The organism is Ursidibacter sp. B-7004-1 (assembly GCF_053654055.1).
The window spans coordinates 1-19,652 of sequence record NZ_JBSIUP010000033.1 but is presented as its reverse complement, the minus strand read 5'-3'; the positions used below and the strand labels follow the sequence as shown (position 1 = coordinate 19,652).

Annotated in this window: 19 protein-coding genes, 3 tRNA genes and 1 pseudogene; 3 read left to right on the top strand and 20 right to left on the bottom strand. The window is 36.9% G+C overall.

Annotated elements, in window-relative coordinates:
- Positions 1-371: 371 nt before the first annotated feature.
- From ACWIW0_RS10005 to serB, 12 genes are all read right to left on the bottom strand, one after another.
- Positions 372-701: a YbaB/EbfC family nucleoid-associated protein gene (locus tag ACWIW0_RS10005; RefSeq protein ID WP_157394522.1), complete on the bottom strand. Its 330-nt coding sequence runs from the start codon at positions 699-701 to the stop codon at positions 372-374.
- A 167-nt stretch (positions 702-868) separates the two neighbouring features.
- Positions 869-2,329 (bottom strand): surface lipoprotein assembly modifier, encoded by a 1,461-nt coding sequence (locus ACWIW0_RS10000; protein WP_454453192.1) that lies wholly within the window; start codon positions 2,327-2,329, stop codon positions 869-871.
- Positions 2,330-2,512: 183 nt separating this feature from the next.
- A complete protein-coding gene (gene ndk / locus ACWIW0_RS09995; protein ID WP_454453191.1) occupies positions 2,513-2,932 on the bottom strand; it encodes a nucleoside-diphosphate kinase in 420 nt (139 codons plus the stop codon).
- Between the two features lie 51 nt (positions 2,933-2,983).
- Positions 2,984-5,035, bottom strand: a complete 2,052-nt coding sequence (gene metG / locus ACWIW0_RS09990) for a methionine--tRNA ligase (RefSeq protein WP_454453190.1) — start codon at positions 5,033-5,035, stop codon at positions 2,984-2,986.
- Between the two features lie 139 nt (positions 5,036-5,174).
- Positions 5,175-7,106 carry a MacB family efflux pump subunit gene (locus ACWIW0_RS09985; protein WP_454453189.1) on the bottom strand — a complete coding sequence of 644 codons (1,932 nt, stop codon included), beginning with the start codon at positions 7,104-7,106 and terminating at the stop codon, positions 5,175-5,177.
- Between the two features lie 12 nt (positions 7,107-7,118).
- Complete coding sequence (locus tag ACWIW0_RS09980; protein WP_454453188.1) at positions 7,119-8,282, bottom strand: efflux RND transporter periplasmic adaptor subunit; 1,164 nt, start codon at positions 8,280-8,282, stop codon at positions 7,119-7,121.
- Between the two features lie 111 nt (positions 8,283-8,393).
- Positions 8,394-9,692, bottom strand: coding sequence for an NAD(P)/FAD-dependent oxidoreductase (locus ACWIW0_RS09975; protein ID WP_454453187.1), 1,299 nt, complete (start codon positions 9,690-9,692; stop codon positions 8,394-8,396).
- A 44-nt stretch (positions 9,693-9,736) separates the two neighbouring features.
- Positions 9,737-9,813: transfer RNA gene (locus ACWIW0_RS09970), tRNA-Arg, on the bottom strand.
- Between the two features lie 87 nt (positions 9,814-9,900).
- Positions 9,901-9,977, bottom strand: a tRNA-Arg gene (locus tag ACWIW0_RS09965).
- A 13-nt stretch (positions 9,978-9,990) separates the two neighbouring features.
- A tRNA-Ser gene (locus tag ACWIW0_RS09960) sits at positions 9,991-10,084 on the bottom strand.
- Between the two features lie 150 nt (positions 10,085-10,234).
- A complete protein-coding gene (locus ACWIW0_RS09955) occupies positions 10,235-10,726 on the bottom strand; it encodes a YajQ family cyclic di-GMP-binding protein (protein ID WP_157394150.1) in 492 nt (163 codons plus the stop codon).
- Position 10,727: 1 nt separating this feature from the next.
- The gene (gene serB, locus ACWIW0_RS09950; protein ID WP_454453186.1) at positions 10,728-11,600 is read right to left on the bottom strand and encodes a phosphoserine phosphatase SerB; all 873 of its coding nucleotides are present in this window, start codon (positions 11,598-11,600) and stop codon (positions 10,728-10,730) included.
- 135 nt (positions 11,601-11,735) lie between these two features.
- Here serB and ACWIW0_RS09945 point away from each other — a divergent pair, with 135 nt between their 5' ends.
- Both ACWIW0_RS09945 and infA read left to right on the top strand, forming a co-directional pair.
- Positions 11,736-12,401, top strand: a complete 666-nt coding sequence (locus ACWIW0_RS09945; protein ID WP_454446479.1) for a YtjB family periplasmic protein — start codon at positions 11,736-11,738, stop codon at positions 12,399-12,401.
- A gap of 89 nt (positions 12,402-12,490) precedes the next feature.
- Positions 12,491-12,709 carry a translation initiation factor IF-1 gene (gene infA / locus ACWIW0_RS09940; protein WP_005598198.1) on the top strand — a complete coding sequence of 73 codons (219 nt, stop codon included), beginning with the start codon at positions 12,491-12,493 and terminating at the stop codon, positions 12,707-12,709.
- A 51-nt stretch (positions 12,710-12,760) separates the two neighbouring features.
- On the opposite strand, the gene ACWIW0_RS09935 is transcribed toward infA, so the two are convergent.
- The 5 genes from ACWIW0_RS09935 to clpP form a co-directional block, all read right to left on the bottom strand.
- The gene (locus ACWIW0_RS09935; protein WP_454446481.1) at positions 12,761-12,928 is read right to left on the bottom strand and encodes a Trm112 family protein; all 168 of its coding nucleotides are present in this window, start codon (positions 12,926-12,928) and stop codon (positions 12,761-12,763) included.
- Entirely contained in the window at positions 12,921-13,919 is a 999-nt protein-coding gene (lpxK, locus tag ACWIW0_RS09930) for a tetraacyldisaccharide 4'-kinase (protein WP_454453185.1), read from the bottom strand. Before lpxK ends, ACWIW0_RS09935 begins: the two co-directional genes overlap by 8 nt.
- A gap of 22 nt (positions 13,920-13,941) precedes the next feature.
- Positions 13,942-14,556, bottom strand: a complete 615-nt coding sequence (locus ACWIW0_RS09925) for a hypothetical protein (protein ID WP_454453184.1) — start codon at positions 14,554-14,556, stop codon at positions 13,942-13,944.
- Positions 14,557-14,741: 185 nt separating this feature from the next.
- A complete protein-coding gene (clpX, locus tag ACWIW0_RS09920; protein WP_454446483.1) occupies positions 14,742-15,995 on the bottom strand; it encodes an ATP-dependent protease ATP-binding subunit ClpX in 1,254 nt (417 codons plus the stop codon).
- A gap of 4 nt (positions 15,996-15,999) precedes the next feature.
- Positions 16,000-16,584 carry an ATP-dependent Clp endopeptidase proteolytic subunit ClpP gene (clpP, locus tag ACWIW0_RS09915; protein WP_157394144.1) on the bottom strand — a complete coding sequence of 195 codons (585 nt, stop codon included), beginning with the start codon at positions 16,582-16,584 and terminating at the stop codon, positions 16,000-16,002.
- Between the two features lie 134 nt (positions 16,585-16,718).
- Here clpP and ACWIW0_RS09910 point away from each other — a divergent pair, with 134 nt between their 5' ends.
- Positions 16,719-17,102: a SufE family protein gene (locus tag ACWIW0_RS09910; RefSeq protein ID WP_454453183.1), complete on the top strand. Its 384-nt coding sequence runs from the start codon at positions 16,719-16,721 to the stop codon at positions 17,100-17,102.
- On the opposite strand, the gene pilW is transcribed toward ACWIW0_RS09910, so the two are convergent.
- The 3 genes and pseudogenes from pilW to ACWIW0_RS09895 all read right to left on the bottom strand — a co-directional run.
- A complete protein-coding gene (gene pilW / locus ACWIW0_RS09905) occupies positions 17,095-17,673 on the bottom strand; it encodes a type IV pilus biogenesis/stability protein PilW (RefSeq protein ID WP_454453182.1) in 579 nt (192 codons plus the stop codon). The two genes, ACWIW0_RS09910 and pilW, sit on opposite strands and share 8 nt — an antisense overlap.
- 77 nt (positions 17,674-17,750) lie before the next feature.
- The gene (locus ACWIW0_RS09900) at positions 17,751-18,926 is read right to left on the bottom strand and encodes a bifunctional tRNA (adenosine(37)-C2)-methyltransferase TrmG/ribosomal RNA large subunit methyltransferase RlmN (RefSeq protein WP_454453181.1); all 1,176 of its coding nucleotides are present in this window, start codon (positions 18,924-18,926) and stop codon (positions 17,751-17,753) included.
- Positions 18,927-19,128: 202 nt separating this feature from the next.
- A pseudogene (locus ACWIW0_RS09895) lies at positions 19,129-19,652 on the bottom strand (aspartate/glutamate racemase family protein); the annotation flags it as partial.

Below are 19,652 nucleotides of genomic sequence, written 5' to 3'. Positions count from 1 at the left end.
TAATGTATGACTAGAAAGTAAAGGAGTAGATTAAGTAATTTAATTTGCTCTTTAAGGTGGTATAGATACCGCGCAATATCTATACCGTGTGTTAAACCTCAGACTTGGAGGTTAGATGAGAACCAAAAAGTAGAAGAAAACCTTCTACGGTATGTATAATATATTGGTTATAAACCAATGTAAAGGGTGTAATGGACGGAAAAAAATCCTACATTTTTGTCCATTACACCATGTAAAGAGAAAAAGAAGACTATAAAAAATATATTTAATAAACCCAACAAAAGGAAGTAACACTACGCTTGAATTTTTAAACAATCACAAAGGCAAAATCATCTTAGGTACTTTAGTTGTAGGGTGGTAGGTGCATTCTATCAAAATGGCATTTTCATTCCAGGCGGTAGTTGAATACCCGCAGTAACACTTGCCATTTTCTCTTTTTGCATCTCTTCTGCACGGCGTACAGCATCATTAAACGCAGCGGCAATAAGATCTTCTAACATCTCTTTATCATCTTCCATTAATGAAGGATCGATTTCAATGCGGCGACAGTTGTGTGCACCGTTAATTGTAATTTTAACTAACCCTGCACCAGACTCCCCCGTTACTTCTAGTTGTGCGATCTCTTCTTGCATTTTTTGCATACGCTCTTGCATTTGCTGAGCTTGTTTCATTAAGCCGCCTAAGCCACCTTTTCCGAACATTTTAAACCTCATTAAATCAAATAAAAAACACCTTGCATTCTACTGAAGCAAGGCTTTTGGTGCAAGTAAGCGGTAAGATTTTGTGAATTTTTTGCAAAAAATGGCGAAGTTCAGACTGGAGTCTTCTCAATTTATTCATCCGAAACACTGATCTTACCGCTTGTTGATTAGAATTGTTTGCTGAAATCAACAAATACACGATGTTTATCGTAAGCATAGAATGGGTGATTACTTCTTGTTTTAGTGAAGCTATAAGTTAAGCGTGGCGTTACTCCCCAATAATGCACTGCACGATGCCAAATAGATGCTTGTACGCCATATTCTTTATTTCGCTGCGTAATGTTGAAAATTGGCATTGGGCCTTTGTAATGTTTTTGTGCAAAACTTACAGATAAGCGAGTTGAAAGCCCTTGTCCCCATTCTTGTCCCCAGCCTAAACTTACTCCTCGGCGTAAGAAACTATCATCACGATCACGCGTTGATGTTCGGTTATAGTTTAAGTTGAGCGTCCAATACTGTTTAGCATTAGCAAGATAAACTAATCCTGTTGAAACAAAATGATAGTTTCCATTCAAATGTTTGCGAGAAACATAGCGTTGCTCACCATATTCATAATTATTATTCCATTGCCATTTTGGTGAGAGCCAATAGCTAAACTGTAATGCTCCACCCGATGATTTAGAAAAGCGTTTTAAAGTATCGCTTTTCTCAGAACCACCCGCATAAAGTGCTTGCTCAATAAAAGGCGAAAGAGAAAGGGTTGCTTTCGCATTTTGATAGCCTATACCGAAATCGCCACGAAAGCTAATTTCATTATATTTTTTATTATTCCAGTAGTACTTGCCATTGGTGTTCAAACCAAGCTGATTAAAAAAGCCATTTCCCCACGACCATTTTTTACCAATCTCAAAATTAAAACCAACTCCCTGTGCCGATTCAGCTTTTGGTGCAGACCAATTACCGTAGGTTGTACCTGCTTTTGGTGCGTTATTGATATTAGGATCGTTCAAATAGGTTAAACCGCCACTAAAAGTCCAGCGATCTCGTTGGTTAATTGCATTTAAATATTGGCTAATAATGGCTTGAATTTCATCTGGAAGTGGTTCTGAACGAAGTTTTTGGAATTGATCTTCCGCTGCTTCTAATTCGCTATTTTCAAATAAGGTAGCTGCAAGTTGTAAGCGAGCAGGAAGAATATCTGATTGTGCTGCTAATACTTGACGATATAGACGAATTGAATCCGAGTATTTTTGTTTTTTCTTAGCCAAAATAGCTTCTGCCCATTGTGTCAGAATATCATCTTTGAATTCCGCAGGAATTTGTTGATAAATCGGAAAAAGTAATTCTACATTATCCATATTTCCTTGCATTACGGCAGGTAGTAATGCTCTTACAACTAAATCAGGGTGATTAGCTAATTCTTCTTTGGTAATAGAAATAGAATTACCTTGCTTATGCCCTTCTACCTGTGGCTTTATAACAGGTTTAGTTTCTGGAGCAACAGCAGTAGTTTCTGTTTGAATACGTTGATCGTTTAAACGATCTGAAATTTTTTGCTGTTCTTGATTCGCAAATAAAGAAACAGAAAGGGCAAGAGTCAGAGTAGAAATAATGAGCTTATTCGACATATTTTTTCCATTAAAAAGAATGGCTATCTCCCGATAGCCAATTAATCTAGATGAGAACAGTTTACATTTATATACAAATCCCTTCAAGTTAAATAATATGTCAATAGACTAGATGATGTTACTCTGTAAACCATTCAGACTATTGATAATGCCATTTTAATTTTATGGTAATTTAATATAACTTTACTTTACAATCTCATTTGGCGTAAAAAAGTAGGCGATTTCACGTTTTGCGGAGTTTTCTGAGTCTGAGCCGTGAACTGAATTTTCTCGATAGCTTAGTGCAAAACGATCTCGAATTGTGCCTTTTTCGCGTTTCTCTGGATCTGTTGCTCCCATCAATGTGCGGTAGTGAGCAATCGCATTTTCCCCTTCTAAGACAGCGACAACAATCGGAGCAGAAGTCATAAAAGCGATCAGTGGTGCAAAGAAATCTTTGCCTTGATGTTCCGCATAAAATCCTTCTGCTTGCTCTTGAGTTAAATGTAACATTTTTAAGGCTTTAACTGATAAGCCACTTTTTTCAATCTGTGCAAGAATTTCGCCTATTATGTTTCGTTTAGTTGCATCAGGCTTAATGATTGAAAGCGTTTGTTGAATCATAGTATTCCTTATTCTCTGTCTAACTATTTGAAGTAATACATTATTGTACAGTTACTTCACTTGCATTCCAGCCGTTACGCCACTGTCAGCTGAAAGTAAGAAGAGATTTGAACCACCCGTCCCTGCTGATAAAATCATTCCTTCAGACATACCAAAAGACATTTTGCGTGGAGCAAGGTTAGCAATCATAATCACAAATCGACCCTCTAGCTCTTCAGGCTTGTTATAAGCTGCTTTAATACCCGAGAATACTTGGCGAGTATGATCCCCAAGATCTAATTCAAAACGTAATAACTTATCCGATTTTGGAACAGCTTCACATTTCAGCACTTTAGCCACTCGTAAATCTAGTTTTGCAAAATCATCAATAGTAATTTCAGGGGCAATAGGTTCAACTTTGGTTTCACAAGCGGTCATTTCTTTTCCTTTTTTTGCATCTTGCTGAGTAGTTTGAGCAAAGAGTTGTTTTGTTTCTTCAATTACCGCATCAATCTGTTTTTTCTCTAAACGAGAGAATAATGATTTAAACGGAGCAATAGTGTGGTTGAATAATGGCGTATCAATGTTATCCCAACGTAACTGAGTTTGTAAGAACCCTTCAGCACGCTCTGCTAATTGCGGTAACACAGGTTTTAAGTAGCTCATCAATACTCTGAATAATTCTAACCCCATTGAGCAAACTGCTTGTAATTCAGCCTCTTTGCCTTCTTCCTTAGCAATAACCCAAGGGGCTTTTTCATCAATATATTTATTCGCTTTATCGGTTAATGCCATAATTTCACGAATCGCTTTATTAAATTCTCTACTCTCGTAATATGCAGCAATTTGTTCTGATTGTGCAATAAATTCAGCAAAAAGAGCAGGATCTTGGAGTTCGCCAGCAAGTCTTCCATCAAAACGTTTTGTGATAAAACCTGCATTACGAGAAGCCAAATTCACTAATTTATTGACAATATCGCTATTTACACGTTGTACGAAGTCATCAAGATTAAAATCTAAATCTTCAATACGATCATTTAATTTTGCAGCATAGTAATAGCGTAAACATTCTGGATCGATATGTTTTAAATAGGTGCTTGCTTGAATGAAAGTACCGCGAGATTTAGACATTTTTTGACCATCTACTGTTACATAACCGTGAGCAAATACATTGGTTGGCTTACGGTGATCGCTACCTTCTAACATAGCTGGCCAGAATAAACTATGGAAATAAACAATATCTTTACCAATAAAGTGATAGAGTTCTGCATCGGAGTCTTTTTTCCAGAAATCATCATAGTTGATGTCTGTACGATCACATAAATTCTTAAATGAAGCCATATAACCAATAGGTGCATCTAGCCATACATAGAAGAATTTATTTTCTGTATCAGGAATTTGGAAGCCAAAATAAGGGGCATCTCGGCTAATATCCCACTGCTGTAAACCGCTTTCAAACCACTCTTGCATTTTATTGGCAATTTCAGGTTGAAGTGAGCCTGAGCGAGTCCATTCTTTTAACATTCCTTCAAAACTTGGTAAATCAAAGAAGAAATGTTCCGATTCTTTAACCACAGGCGTTGCCCCCGAGACCGCAGAACGTGGGTTAATTAAATCCATTGGGCTATAAGTTGAGGCACAAACTTCACAGTTATCGCCATATTGATCTTCTGCTTTACATTTCGGGCAAGTACCTTTAACAAAACGATCAGGCAAGAACATATTCTTTTCAGGATCGAATAATTGTGAAATTACCTTACTTTTAATAAAACCATTTGCTTTTAATTTTTTATAGATTGCCGAAGTCAGCTCTTTGTTTTCTTCGCTATGCGTAGAGTGATAGTTATCAAAGCTGATATTAAATCCAGAAAAGTCTGCGATATGATCTGCTTTCGCTTTTTCGATAAGCTCTTCTGGTGTAATGCCTAGTTTATCTGCATTAAGCATAATTGGTGTACCGTGAGCATCATCTGCACAGACAAAATGAATTTTATGCCCACGCATACGTTGGAAACGTACCCAAATATCTGCTTGAATATGTTCAAGCATATGTCCTAAATGAATTGCTCCATTCGCATAAGGTAAGGCACAAGTAACTAAAATCTTTCTTTGTGGATTTGACATTGATAATCTCTCTAACATATAGCAAAAAATACTTGAATTGTAACGGAAAAGGCTTTAATTGTGTAGGGAAAGGATAACAAGCGGTGTGATAAGACGAATTTTTTGCAAATAAAATAGGAAAAGACACCGCTTGTTCTACTTACTCTCGGCTTAACGCATTGATCGGATTTAGCCCTGCTGCATTTTTAGCTGGCATATAGCCAAATACAACACCAATAATGGTGGAACAAAATACGGCAGCTAAAACAGAGGTGGTAGAAAATACCATTGTGAAATTTGTGGTAACAAGATTAAAGATTTCTCCAAGCAACATCGAAAGTAGAATCCCTGTAATACCGCCAAGTAAGCAGATCAGCACAGCTTCAATTAAAAACTGTTGTAGAATATTCGACTGTTTTGCACCAATTGCCATTCTCACACCAATCTCTTTAGTGCGTTCCGTTACAGAAACTAACATAATATTCATTACGCCAATGCCACCCACAACTAATGAGATCAGTGCAATAGATGAAATGAGCAATTTCATTGTATCGGTTGTACTTTCAATAGTTTGTTTAATTGTATTGGTATTCATTACAAAAAAATCTTTTTTACCGTGTCGTATTTCAAGTAATTGAGTGAGATCTTTTTCAGCAACACTTGAATTGACTTCATCGTTTACTTTTACTGTAATGGAATCAATTTTCTGATTACCTGAGATTTTATTCATTGCGGTGGTATAAGGTGTATAGATGGATAAACTAGACGTAGTCGGCCCCATACTGTTCATTACCGCAACACCAATCACTTTTAATGGTTTTTTGTTAATCATAATAATTTCACCCACAGGGTTTTGTTGATTAAATACCTGCTTTACACTGTTTTCATCAATTACTGCAACCTGAGCATTCTGCTTAACTTCATCTGGTGAAAAAAGGCGACCTTGCTTTAGTTTCATTCCTTTCACATCAAAATATTGCTCTCCAACACCTCGCACTTGTGCGGAAAAACTTTGATTACGATAGGTTAAGTTACCGCTCACTGAGCTATTGGGCGTGGCACTTTCAATATAACTCTGTTTGGCAAGAATTTCCGAATCTGCAACAGTCAGATTTTGCATTCGCTCGGCTCGTCTGTCGCCAAATCCTGTCCCATTAAAAATATCCATCGTGTTTGTACCCATTGAATTGATATTTTCTAAGATTTTTTGTTGTGAGCCATTACCCAATGCAACCACACTAACCACTGATGTAATGCCGATAATAATACCAAGCATCGTGAGCAATGAGCGTAATTTATGTGCAATAATCGCATTCACTGACATTTTAAATGATTCAATAAATTGATCTTTATAAAAGCGTAAACGGTTTTTTTTCGGTTGAATAGTTTCTGATTTAGTTGTGATATGCTCTGATTTATGCTGATCTTGAATAATCTGACCATCTTTAATCTCAATCACTCGATTAGCAAAATCAGCAATTTTTTTATCGTGGGTAACGAGAATGATGGTATGCCCTTCTGCGTGCAGTTGTTGCAAAATCTCCATTACGGTTTCACCGCTTTTACTGTCTAATGCCCCTGTTGGTTCATCGGCTAAGATAATTTCACCGCCATTCATTAGAGCACGAGCAATACTAACTCGTTGTTGCTGACCACCCGATAGCTGATTAGGCTTATGTTGTAATTTATCTTTTAAACCTAGCTTTTCTAATAACTGTGTGGCTCGTTGTAGGCGAGATTGTTGATCAACCCCTGCATAAATGGCAGGGAGAGCAACATTTTCTAATGCAGAAAGAGCGGATAATAAATTATAACGTTGGAAAATAAAGCCGAATTTACGTTGGCGTAGTTCAGAGAGCTGGTCGCTGTTTAATTGACTCACTTCAGTATTGGAAATTTGATATGAACCTGAGCTTGGGCTATCTAAACAGCCAATAATGTTCATCAAGGTGGATTTACCTGAACCAGATTGCCCAATAATCGCAATAAAATCCCCTTTTTTAATTTCAAGGTTAATCTCTTTTAAAATATGGGTACGATTATCCCCTTCGCCAAAGTATTTATTTAACTGCTTGATTTCAATAATGTTCATTTGGCTAACCTACTAAAACATTCTTGGGGTACGAACGGCATTACCCACTTTTTCATTATTTTGTAATTCTGAAGAAATCACTTTTTCCCCAGCACTTAGCCCCGAAAGAATTTGTGTATTCACATCATCATTTAGCCCGATAGTAACTTCACGTTGATCCGTTTGATTATTTGCGGTTAAAACCTTCACAAAGACTTTATTTTGCTGTTTTTTTAGGGTCATTGTTGGCACAACTAATACATTTTTAAGGGATTCAATCGTAATCGTATTTTGCGTTGTCATTCCAATGCGTAATTTATTGTCGGTGTTATCCATTACAATATTGGCATAGTAATAGACCGCTTGTGTATCTGATACATTTTCTGCATATTGGTTATCGGTTAAGGTCGTCATTGCAGGATCAACAGAATTGATAACACCTTGATATTTTGTGTCAGGATCAGAAAGCGTACTAAATTCAACTGCCATTCCCGCTTTAACTTTTGTAATATCGCCTTCAGAAATCTCAGGTTTTACTAATACTTTACTTAAATCAGCAATTTGGACGATAGTCGGTGTTGTTTGGTTGGCATTTACTGTTTGCCCTTCAGAGACGGGAATTGAAATAATCGTGCCGTTAATAGGTGCAATAATTTTAGTGTAAGCCACATTGGTTTTCGCATTATCAACATTGATTTCGGCTTGCTTAATGGCTGCTTTAATCTGCTCAATTTCAGCTTCTGCTAAAGCTAAGGTATTTTTGCGAGTATTCAATTCATCGAGTGAAGTTGATTTCTTATCATATAGTGATGCTAAACGTTGATAAGCAGAATGTGCGACATCATAGGCTACTTTTTTTGCCTTGAGCTGTGCCTGATAAGAGCTTAATTCTGCTTGTGCAGTATTCAAGTTATTCAACTGATTTTTGGAGTCAATTTCCGCAATTACATCACCAGCTTTTACATATTGCCCTAATGCAACGTAAATTTTTTCAATTTTACCTGATACTTGTGCCCCCACTTCGACACGCTGATAAGCTCTGACTGTACCAGTGGCAATCACAGATTTTTTTAAATCTGTATATTGTGCTGTTTCCGTCAGATAAATAGTTTGTGAATGATTCGGCTGAACAAAGTAAAAATATCCTGTACTACCCAAAAGAAGTAGCACAGCTAAACCTAAAATGAATTTTTTCATTTTGATTTCCTAATAGAATGAAATTTACCTATTATTTTAAAGGGTATTTCTTAATGAAATCTTAAGTAAGTGAAAAGTTTTGTGAATACATTGATTTGCTATAAATGGATACTACCGATATTTATCTAAAAAACGGTAATATGGTATGCCAATTTTAAGTGCCATTTGTTTTACCCATTTTCCACCAAAAATCGTAGGGACTTTTAATTGCTCAAATACACATAAACGTTGATCATTACCTTCAATCGCTTCTGCAATAATACGTCCTGCTAATCCAGTCAGTGCAACACCATGTCCTGAAAAACCTTGAGCAAAATAGATATTAGGTTGAATTCGTCCAAAATGTGGAGAGGCATTTAGTGTCATATCAATAGGCCCACCCCAACCATAGTCAATTTTTACATTTTCTAATTGTGGAAAGACGTTCAACATATTTTTTCGCATTTTTTGAACCATATCGATATTATTACTTGAATCGCTACCAAATAATAAACGATTATCTGCGCTTAAGCGGTAATAATCTAAGAGAATATTATTATCACAAACAGACATTCCATTATTGATTAAACTATCTGCAAGCGATTGTTCAAGAGGCTCTGTGGCAATAATAAAACTCTCTACGGGTAAAATTTTACGAGCCAGCTTACGCCCAAACTTTTTATTCGTGTTTTCATCAATATAAGCATTCGTTGCTAAAACGACATTGTTAGCAATAACAGAGCCTTGCGGTGTTTCAACTTTTACCGTTGAGCTAGTTGATTTAATATCTAATGCAGGTGAGTGTTCATAAATTTCTACACCCAAATTTAATGCCACTTGGGCTAAACCTAAACAGTAATTCAGAGGATGTAAATGGCCTGACTGTGCATCATACAAAGCCCCACAATAAATATCACTCCCCAAATGTTGTTTTAGTTTCGCTTTATCCCATAATTCCATTTGGCTATAACCAAAATGTTGGCGACTTGCATTTTCAATAGCGATAAGATCGGCTAAACGGCGCTGGTTCAAGGCTAATGTTGCATATCCTTTACGCCAATCACACTGAATATGATATTTTTTTACACGCTCATCAATAATGTTAATGGCTTCTACGGACATATCCCAGAGTTGTTTTGCTTGCTCAAAACCAACTTGTTCAATATATTCATCAATGCCTTCTTCAAAGCCATTGATAGCTTGCCCACCATTCCGCCCTGAAGCACCAAAACCAACTCTTGCACCTTCAAGAATAACGACTTTTTTACCTTTTTCTGCTAACTCAATTGCAGTGGAAAGTCCTAAAAAGCCAGCACCAATAATACAAACATCTGCAGAAATGTTTTGAGCTAATTTAGGTTGTTGTAGGTAAATGTTACGAGTATCGGAATAATAAGTTCGAATATGTTCTTGGTGAGCAAAAGTCAGCATAAAATGAGGAATTATCTAATTTGAACTATTTAAGATGATTGAAATGGCGCACCCGAGAGGATTCGAACCTCTGACCGCTCGGTTCGTAGCCGAGTACTCTATCCAGCTGAGCTACGGGTGCGTATTTGAATTATAACGATGATTTACTTTATTTCTAACCTTATTTATAAAGGTTAATGACCATTTTAATATGATAGAAATATTAAAATGGCGCACCCGAGAGGATTCGAACCTCTGACCGCTCGGTTCGTAGCCGAGTACTCTATCCAGCTGAGCTACGGGTGCCCGATAAAGTAAATGGCGGTGAGAGAGGGATTCGAACCCTCGATGGAGTTTTTGACCCCATACTCCCTTAGCAGGGGAGCGCCTTCAGCCTGCTCGGCCATCTCACCACTCACTGTGTCTGTGGGCGTGCATATTACTAGTTTATAAAAATATGTCAAACGCTTTTTTGAAAAAATCAAACACTTGGCGACTAACTAGTCAATATGGCGATTTTTAATGCTTTATGAACAAAATCGCCACAAATTCATTAAGTTAGACTAATCACGGAAATTGTTAAATTGGAAAGGTTGTCCTAATTCAGCACCTTTTACAAGTTGAATGGTCGCCTGTAAATCATCTCGAGATTTCCCTGTTACTCTAACCTGCTCACCTTGAATTTGGGTTTGCACCTTAATTTTCGAATCTTTGATCAGTTTAGTAATCTTCTTCGCCATCTCAGTTTCAATACCTTGTTTCAGCTTAATTTCTTTACTGTATAGCTTACCGTGATGTTCACTTTCACTTGGGATATCTAATGAATTATGTTCAATCCCACGTTTAATACAAGCACCAATTAAAATTTCAATGAGTTGCTCTAGTTGGAAATCGGACTCCGTAGTTAATTTAATAGTTTCATTTTTTTCATTTAACTCAATAACCGCTTCTACGCCACGAAAGTCATAACGAGTACTTAATACTCGATTAGCATTTTCTACCGCATTACGCACTTCGTGTAAGGTAATTTCAGATACAATATCGAAAGAGGGCATTTTATTCTCCTTTTAATTCTTTAAATAAATGTTTTGCATTAAGTAATAAGACTAATGCACTTAAATCGCCAAAGTTTACCACAGTTTTAGCTTGCTCTTGCACTTTCGGTTTGGCGTGAAGTGCTACCCCTAAACTGGCTGTTTTTAACATCGGCAGATCATTCGCACCATCTCCAACAGCAACCCATTGTGCTTGCGGAATGTTAAAACGCTCTGCCAATGTTTGTAAAATTTCAGCTTTATACTGTGCATCAACGACTTTTCCGAGTACATTCCCTGTTAGTTTGCCGTCAATAATTTCAAGTTGATTTGAGAACGCATCATCTAATTGATACTTATTTTTCAAATAATCAGCAAAATAATCAAATCCGCCTGAGGCAATCGCTATATGCCAACCGTATTGCTGTAAAATTGAAACCATTTGCTCAAACCCCTCCATAAGCGGTAAGTTTTCACGCACATTTTGTAAAATCGTTTCGGGAGCATTCGCTAATGTCGCAACACGTTTACGCAAACTCTGCTCAAAATCTAGCTCGCCACGCATTGCACTTGCAGTAATTGCCGATACAATTTCGCCTGTGCCAGCCAATTTTGCAATCTCATCAATACACTCAATTTTAATGGCGGTGGAATCCATATCCATAACCAACAAACCTTTTTGGGATAAATCTGCTTGAATATCCAACGAGCTAATGTCTGCATTGATTTGCTGTGCTTTTTCACATAAACAAGCGGTAAGATCACCTTCAAAAAATGCAATTTGATAGCCAAGATAGCGGGTTGAACCTAAAAAAGTCAGCTGATTTTCAAGGTGAAACCGCTCCATTTGTTGATTTGAAAGTGTTTGCGAATAAATAAAAAATGTTTGTGTCATTTGCTTTAATAATCACTGTGAGAAATCATCTACACAAATAATAAGAAAATAATCGCAAGCTGTCTATTTCTAGTTTAGATTGTTCATTATCAATTTACAGGCTAAAATCACTGCGTTAGTCATTGAGGAAAGAAGATGCGAATTTCAAGCGGAAAAATCGTTAAAACAAGTGCTATTTTATTTGTAATGGTGCTTTGCCTAGCTATTGTTGCCGTTATCTTAACGGGAATAAACCACTTTAAAGTAGGCTCACAATTAGCCAGTATCAACCAAGTATCTAATTTATCGCATTTACTGGTTCGCCAACAAGCAAAGCTTTTTTCATTGATGTTAGTAAAAAACGTCAAAAATGATGAACTTGTTGAAGCATTAGATGCTTTTGCAAAAGAAGAATTTGTTATTGATGCCAATTTGTACTCTACAACAGGTACTCTTATTGCTCAAAGCCATAACGCTCTCAAATTTGAGCCTATACTTCACAATAAAAGCCAAGAAAAACAAGCTACACAACAAATTGTAGAGCCTATTTTTGCCCAACAAGATTTAGTCGGCTTTTTACGTGTAACCTTTGATTCTCAATATGGACAAACGACACAAAGTAAAGTAAATGAGCTTTTCCACTTATTATATGGAGAATTAGTAATTTTATTTCTCGCAGGTGGTTTATTTATTAGCTGCTTTTTCTACTTCATTCGGAAAAAAGTACAAATTATCAGCGTCCCTAACCGCCTAAATAAAATAGAAACACCCAAACAGAGCCAACGATTTCACTCTCGCCGTCGTGCTTTTAAGCGTAAGTGATTGTAATTCAGACGAGTGAGAGTATAATAGCCGAGTTTTGCCGAGTGGCACTAAGTAATTTTTAAAAGTAATCAATCAAAGAGGAATAAATGGCTAAAGAAGATTGCATTGAAATGCAAGGTACAATTTTAGAAACCTTACCAAATACAATGTTCCGAGTAGAACTCGAAAATGGACACGTTGTTACCGCTCATATTTCAGGAAAAATGCGTAAAAACTATATTCGTATTTTAACAGGTGATAAAGTAACCGTTGAAATGACACCTTACGATCTAAGTAAAGCACGCATTATCTTCCGTGCAAGATAATCTGACTGATGTCAAAAAAGGAAGCCAAGAGCTTCCTTTTTGCATTTCTATTTATAGCGATACTTGCTCGGCTTTTTCTGGTAATAATACTGGAATACCATTCTCTATGGGATAAGCTAATTTAGCGTCTCGATTGATTAAGCGATTATTTTCTTTATCCCACTCTAATTTCTGATGAGTAAGTGGACAAGCGATAGTGTTAAGTAATTTTTCATTCATTTTCTTTTCTCTCCAAACCTAATAAGGTCAATATAGGATTTAACAAATAAGCGGTATCTTTTTCAGAAAATTTTGCAGAAACGGGAATATACCACCAATTTTCTTGAGCAAACGAATAGCACTTTACCGCATCTTTTTCAGTCATCAATAAGGGAAGATTATCTTGGGCTAACGGCTGAATTATCGCTAATGAATAAGGTTGATGATCAGCAAAGCTATGGCTCGCAACAAGTTGAATATTGTAGCCTTGTAGCATTTTGAAAAAACGTGGTGGATAGCCAATACCCGCTAAAGCAATCGCATCTTCTTGAGCAAAATCGCTTAATGGTTTACGCTCATTCGTTTTTAGGTTTACTGCAAATTCTGGCTCAAGCGTCATTAAACATTCCCCTTGATTTGCAATTCCGCCATTACAAATGACCGCTTGCACCCTTTCTAAACGACTTGGTAACTCACGCAGCCCCCCAGCAGGTAGCACAAATCCATTACCAAAACGGCGTTCACCATCAATCACAACCCACTCAATATCACGCTCTAAAGCATAATGTTGCAAACCATCATCGGTTACTATCAAGTCTAATTCAAACTGTTGTAGCAAACATTCGATGCTCTGCTGACGATTAGGGGAAATCGCAACGGGCACTTGAGTACGTTGAGCAATCAATACAGGTTCATCACCCATTTGTTCTGGATCGCTTTGAGCAGTGACTAACTGTGGAAATTGTTTGTTTTTTCCGCCATAACCACGAGAAATAACGCCAACTTTAATGCCTTGTTGCTGTAATTGCTCTACTAGCCAAATAACCACTGGTGTTTTGCCATTACCACCAACGGAAATATTACCAACAACTAATACAGGAATAGGAGAGCGGTAAGATTTCAGGATTTTTTTGTTAAAAAGCCATTTCCGCCCTTGACTGATTAACCAAAAGATTAAGGAAAGAGGCGATAAGAGCCAAGTAAGAATAGATTTCTTTTGCCAAATTTTCATATTAGTGAATTATCTACCTGAATTATTTTGAAGGTATCACAATATAGTACCCCTGAGATGACACTTTCCTTTTTAAAGTAATTTTGTCATTGATATAATAATTATTATACCTTTCTTCATTTACTCTGATTTCTTCCACATAATATCTATCTGATATTAACTTAAAATAATATTTATCACCACTTTTGGATCTACGTTTATACTTATTAACTACTTTGGCATCATAAGCAGGTTGAAATTCGCCAAAATATTCAGTATAAATTGTTTGGATAGCTGTTATTTGATAAAAACACAATCCTGTTCCAACAGTCGCATACAATATAGCTAATAAGGTTTTAATATTTTCTTCCCAACTAAAAAATGGAGGCTTATTAAAAACTGAAAAATAAGCTGAAAATAATATCCATATACATATAAACCAAAAAAAGTAAAACCAGCCTATTTCGAACGAGTAATTATATCTTATATAGCGAAAAGAAATAAGTAATGTAATAATGTAAATAAGAATAATAAACTTATCAAAAGTTTCAGCAGATATGTTAAAGAGTGTATTGTTCGATGCGTTTTCTTCTTTACTTATTAAAGAAACATCTTTCAATTTTCTGTTATTTTTCTTCTTTCTACGCGTTAATTTCACAACCATCTCTTTACGCTTATAAGACTATAAACTGATTATGCTATTTGGGGGAAATATATCAGTAAATTATGATAATTCAATTACTAAACTGTAGGGGTGGGGTTTATCCCCACCCAGAAAATATTTCATTCTAAAATGAGAAATGGGTGGGGATAAACCCCACCCCTACGAAAAATAGGTCGTGGTTACTCCACTTTCGGCTTTTCGCCTTTTTCAATACAGCCTTTGCCAATAGTAACTTTTTTCGCATTAAGAGAAGGTAAATCGTACATCGTATCTAATAATAAATTTTCAACGATAGAGCGTAAACCACGAGCACCAGTCTTGCGTGAAATCGCTTTTTGAGCAATCGCTACCAAAGCATCTTTGGTAAATTTCAACTCAACACCTTCCATTTTAAATAATGCTTGGTATTGTTTGATAATCGCATTTTTCGGTTCAGTAAGAATTTGGATTAGTGCTTCTTCATCTAATTCCGAAAGCGGTGTAATCACAGGCAAACGTCCAATTAGTTCGGGAATAATCCCGAATTTAACCAAATCTTCAGGCTCAACTTGCTTGAAAAGCTCCGTTAGGGCTTCACGATCTTTGTCTTTTTTCAGCTCTGCACCAAAGCCTATTCCACCTTGTTTATTTGTTCTTGCTTCTACAATTTTATCTAAGCCCGCAAAAGCACCGCCACAGATAAAGAGAATTTTAGACGTATCAACAGGGATTGTTTCTTGTTTCGGGTGTTTACGTCCGCCTTGTGGATTGATATTTGCAACCGTACCTTCAATCAGTTTAAGCAATGCTTGTTGCACACCTTCGCCCGATACATCTCGGGTTAAAGACGGATTTTCTGATTTACGCGTAATCTTATCAATTTCATCAATGAAAATAATGCCACGTTCTGCTTGTTCTGCATCGTAATCACATTTCATCAACAATTTCTGGATCACGTTCTCAACGTCTTCGCCGACATAGCCTGCTTGCGTTAATGTGGTAGCGTCAGCCACCGCAAAAGGTACATTTAAACGGCGAGCAAGACTCTCTGCCAGTAGAGTTTTACCGCTACCCGTTGGGCCAATCAACAGAATATTACTCTTACCAAGCTCTACACCATCAGTCTCTTTATTACCCGATAAAGCATTACGCAAGCGTTTGTAGTGATTATATACCGCCACAGACAATACTTTTTTTGCGTGATCTTGCCCTATTACATAATCATCTAAATGGGCGTGAATTTCGTGTGGTGTAGGTACTTTCTCAAAGAATTGTTGCTCATTTGCATTGCTTTCTTCATCAATTAAGGCTTCATCATCACCTGTTAATAAAGCGTAAGATTCTTCAATACATTGATTACAAATATGCCCTTCTGTTCCTTCAATTAAAGCATCAACTTCAGCACGACGTTTCCCACAAAAACTACAATGTGGTTCTTTATCAAATTTACTCATTCTTTTATTCTCTATGGCTAACAACCGCATCAATTAAGCCATAGGCTTTTGCTTCTTCGGCTGACATAAAATTATCACGATCGGTATCTTTTTCAACTTTCTCTAATGGCTGACCTGAATGTTCCGCCATACGTTGATTTAGCGTTTGTTTGATTTTCAAGATTTCTTGAGCGTGGATTTGAATATCCGATGCTTGCCCACGAAATCCGCCTAACGGCTGGTGAATCATTACGCGTGCGTGCGGTAATGCAAAACGTTTACCTTTTGCTCCAGCAGAAAGCAAAAATGCCCCCATAGAACACGCTTGACCGATACATACGGTACTTACATCAGGTTTAATAAAATTCATCGTATCGAAAATTGCCATTCCTGCAGTAACCGAACCACCTGGTGAGTTAATGTAGATATGAATATCTTTTTCTGGGTCTTCTGATTCAAGGAAAAGTAATTGAGCCACAATTAAATTTGCCATATTATCTTCCACTTCTCCACTCAAGAAAATAATACGCTCTTTTAACAAGCGTGAATAAATATCATACGCTCGTTCACCTTTTGAGCTTTGCTCAACAACCATAGGGATAACTGCCATTTTTTGTTCCTTCTATCAATCAGTTTGAATGGGCAAATTCTAACAAAATTTACCCAAAGCATAAATAAAGAGATTAACAAATAGCGGTCAGATCGTTACAATCTTTTGCTATTTATTCTTGATCAACCGCTTTTATGTTATTAGATGAAATTTATACGCAATTTGAACATTGTAAATCTTGGGAAGAAAGATACCGCTTGTTAATTCAACTCAGCCGACAACTTCCTAAACCAACCGAAACAGAACTCGCATCAATACCCGAAATACACGGCTGTGAGAGCCGTTTGTGGTTTGAATTTCAAGCAGAACCCCGTATTATTAAGGCTTATAGCGATGCCCGTTTAATGCAGGGTTTACTCTTTATTGTGGTTGCTGCGTTACAAAATACAACAACTAATGAACTAATCCAGCTTAATCTTCAACAGATTTTTGATCGGTTACAAATTACCCGTAACCTAACCCAAACTCGTTTAAATGGCCTACAACAAATTCAAACAATTATTCAGCAAGCTATTTAAGTAAAGATTTCAAATTATTTGCTCGCTTAGGATCTAACTTTTCTAATTGTACCACCGCATCATTCTGCTTAGTCTGATTCTGTTGTTGATGAGCACATAACGCAATGTTTTCTAGAGTATCAGCCTGATTATAATAGTGTTCTTGACTTTGCAGAGCCTGCTCAAATTGCTGGTAGGCATTGTCAAATTCACTCTGTTTACATAAAAATGCCCCATAATTGTTCAATACATCTGGGCGTGGCTGTTTCGTTTCACTGAGTTTTTCGCTTAATGAAATAGCAGCTTTAAATGTTTCTTGAGCCTTAGTATTCTCACCAATTTGTTGGTAATAATAGGCTAACACTGAATAGGGTAGATAATCCTGATTATCGTGTTCAAGAGCTTTATCAATATTCTGTTTCGCTTTAGGGAAATCATTCTGTTCTAAATAAGCAAGTGCAAGGTTAATTCTAGCGGTAACTGCTTCAGAACGATTAAACTTCACTTGTTCCGACGGCTTTGATGTACAACCAATTAGCCATAATGCCACCATACAAGCGGTGAGATTTCTGAAAAATTTTGCAAATGCCATTTAGTTTCTCCCTAGATGTCTCCCCTTATACAAGGGGGAATAATAATCTCTCTTAAATTAAGAGAAATTAAATAAATTTACTGATTTTGCAATGCAATGCCTTCCCCAAATTTACGTTTTTCAAGGGTTCTTTTCGTTCTGTCAATAACATCACCAGCCAACTGCCCACAAGCCGCATCAATATCATCACCACGAGTTTTACGCACTGTAACCGTAAAGCCATATTCCATTAACGTTTTCTGGAAACGATCAATGCGTGTATTTGAACTTTTCGCATACGGTGCTTCTGGGAATGGATTCCAAGGGATCAAGTTGATCTTACTCGGCGTATTTTTTAATACGTCAGCAAGTTGATGAGCGTGTTCAACACTATCATTTACCTGATTTAACATTACATATTCGATCGTTACTTTACCGTGATTTGCATTAGATACTTCAAGGTATTTATTCACTGAGTCGATCAACATTTTGATATTATATTTTTTGTTAATCGGGACAATTTCATCACGCAATTCATCATTTGGTGCGTGGAGTGAAATAGCGAGTGCAACATCAATTTGTTCACGCATTTTATCCAATGCAGGTACAACACCTGATGTCGATAACGTTACTCGGCGTTTGGATAAACCGTAAGCAAAATCATCTAACATAATTTCCATTGAGGGAATAACATTATTCATATTGAGTAATGGCTCTCCCATTCCCATCATTACCACATTCGTAATTGGGCGTACGCCTGTTACCCCAAAATTACCGATAATTTTTGACGCTCGCCAAACTTGCCCAATAATTTCAGATACGCTTAAATTGCGGTTAAAACCTTGCTGTGCTGTTGAGCAGAATGTACAAGCTAATGCACAACCTACTTGTGATGAGACACAAAGCGTTGCACGATCATCTTCGGGGATATATACCGTTTCAATTTGTTGATCGCCAACCCACATTGCCCATTTAATCGTACCATCTGCAGATCGTTGCTCAACTGCAACTTCTGGAGCTTTAATTTCAGCAACACGTTTTAGTTTCTCTCGTAACACCTTATTGATGTTAGTCATATTATCGAAATTATCTTCACCAAAATGGTAAATCCATTTCATTAGCTGATCAGCACGAAATGGTTTCTCGCCCATATCCGCAAATAACTCTCGCATTTGCTGGCGATTTAAGTTTAATAAATTAATTTTTTCTTTTTGTTGTGGTTGTTCAATAGATGTTTGGCAACCAACATCGGTTGCTTGAATTGCTTGTGACATTAAAAATAGCCTCGTTATTACACGGTTTACGGCAAAGATTAGGACTATGCCTAGTTTTGCTTGAATAAAAGAGTGCGAATTCTACTGATGTCTTGGCATTTAGGCTAGTGATTTTTTTACTGTTTGCAAAGTTGAAAAAACAAATTTTTCGATCAAGATCGCAAAATTGCTAGGGTGCGATGATCTTTTAAGCTCAAAAAATAAATCGTTTTGATGCTGATAATAATTTGCCAATACAAAGCTCTTCAAAGATAATTCGATGAATTTCTTGTTGGGTATGATCATCAGGAACAATAGCTGTTATCCCACGTTTTTCTAATCCACTACGATAAAAATCGTCAAACATTGTAAAACGAGTGCCAAGCAGTGCTACTTTCTGCAAGTGCTGTGCTTTAATCGCAGAGGCGGTTGCATCAAGAATATGCAAAAATGGGACATTGATTTGAGCAAGAATACTTTCCGCAACTTTGTGCATCGTATTGGTCGCTAACAAAATACCCTCAGCCCCAATTTGCTCTAATTTCTTAGCCGCATCTGCTAAAAGTTGCCCTGCTTTTTGCCAATCGCCCTGTTTCTGACAGGCTACAATTTCGCTGAATTCAACACTCACCATCAGCAACGGAGCAGAACTATTTCCACCTTTAGCTTGATTTACTAAGCGATTGATTTCACTGTAATAAGTTACCGTACTCTCGGGCGACATTCCGCCAATAATACCAAGTGTTT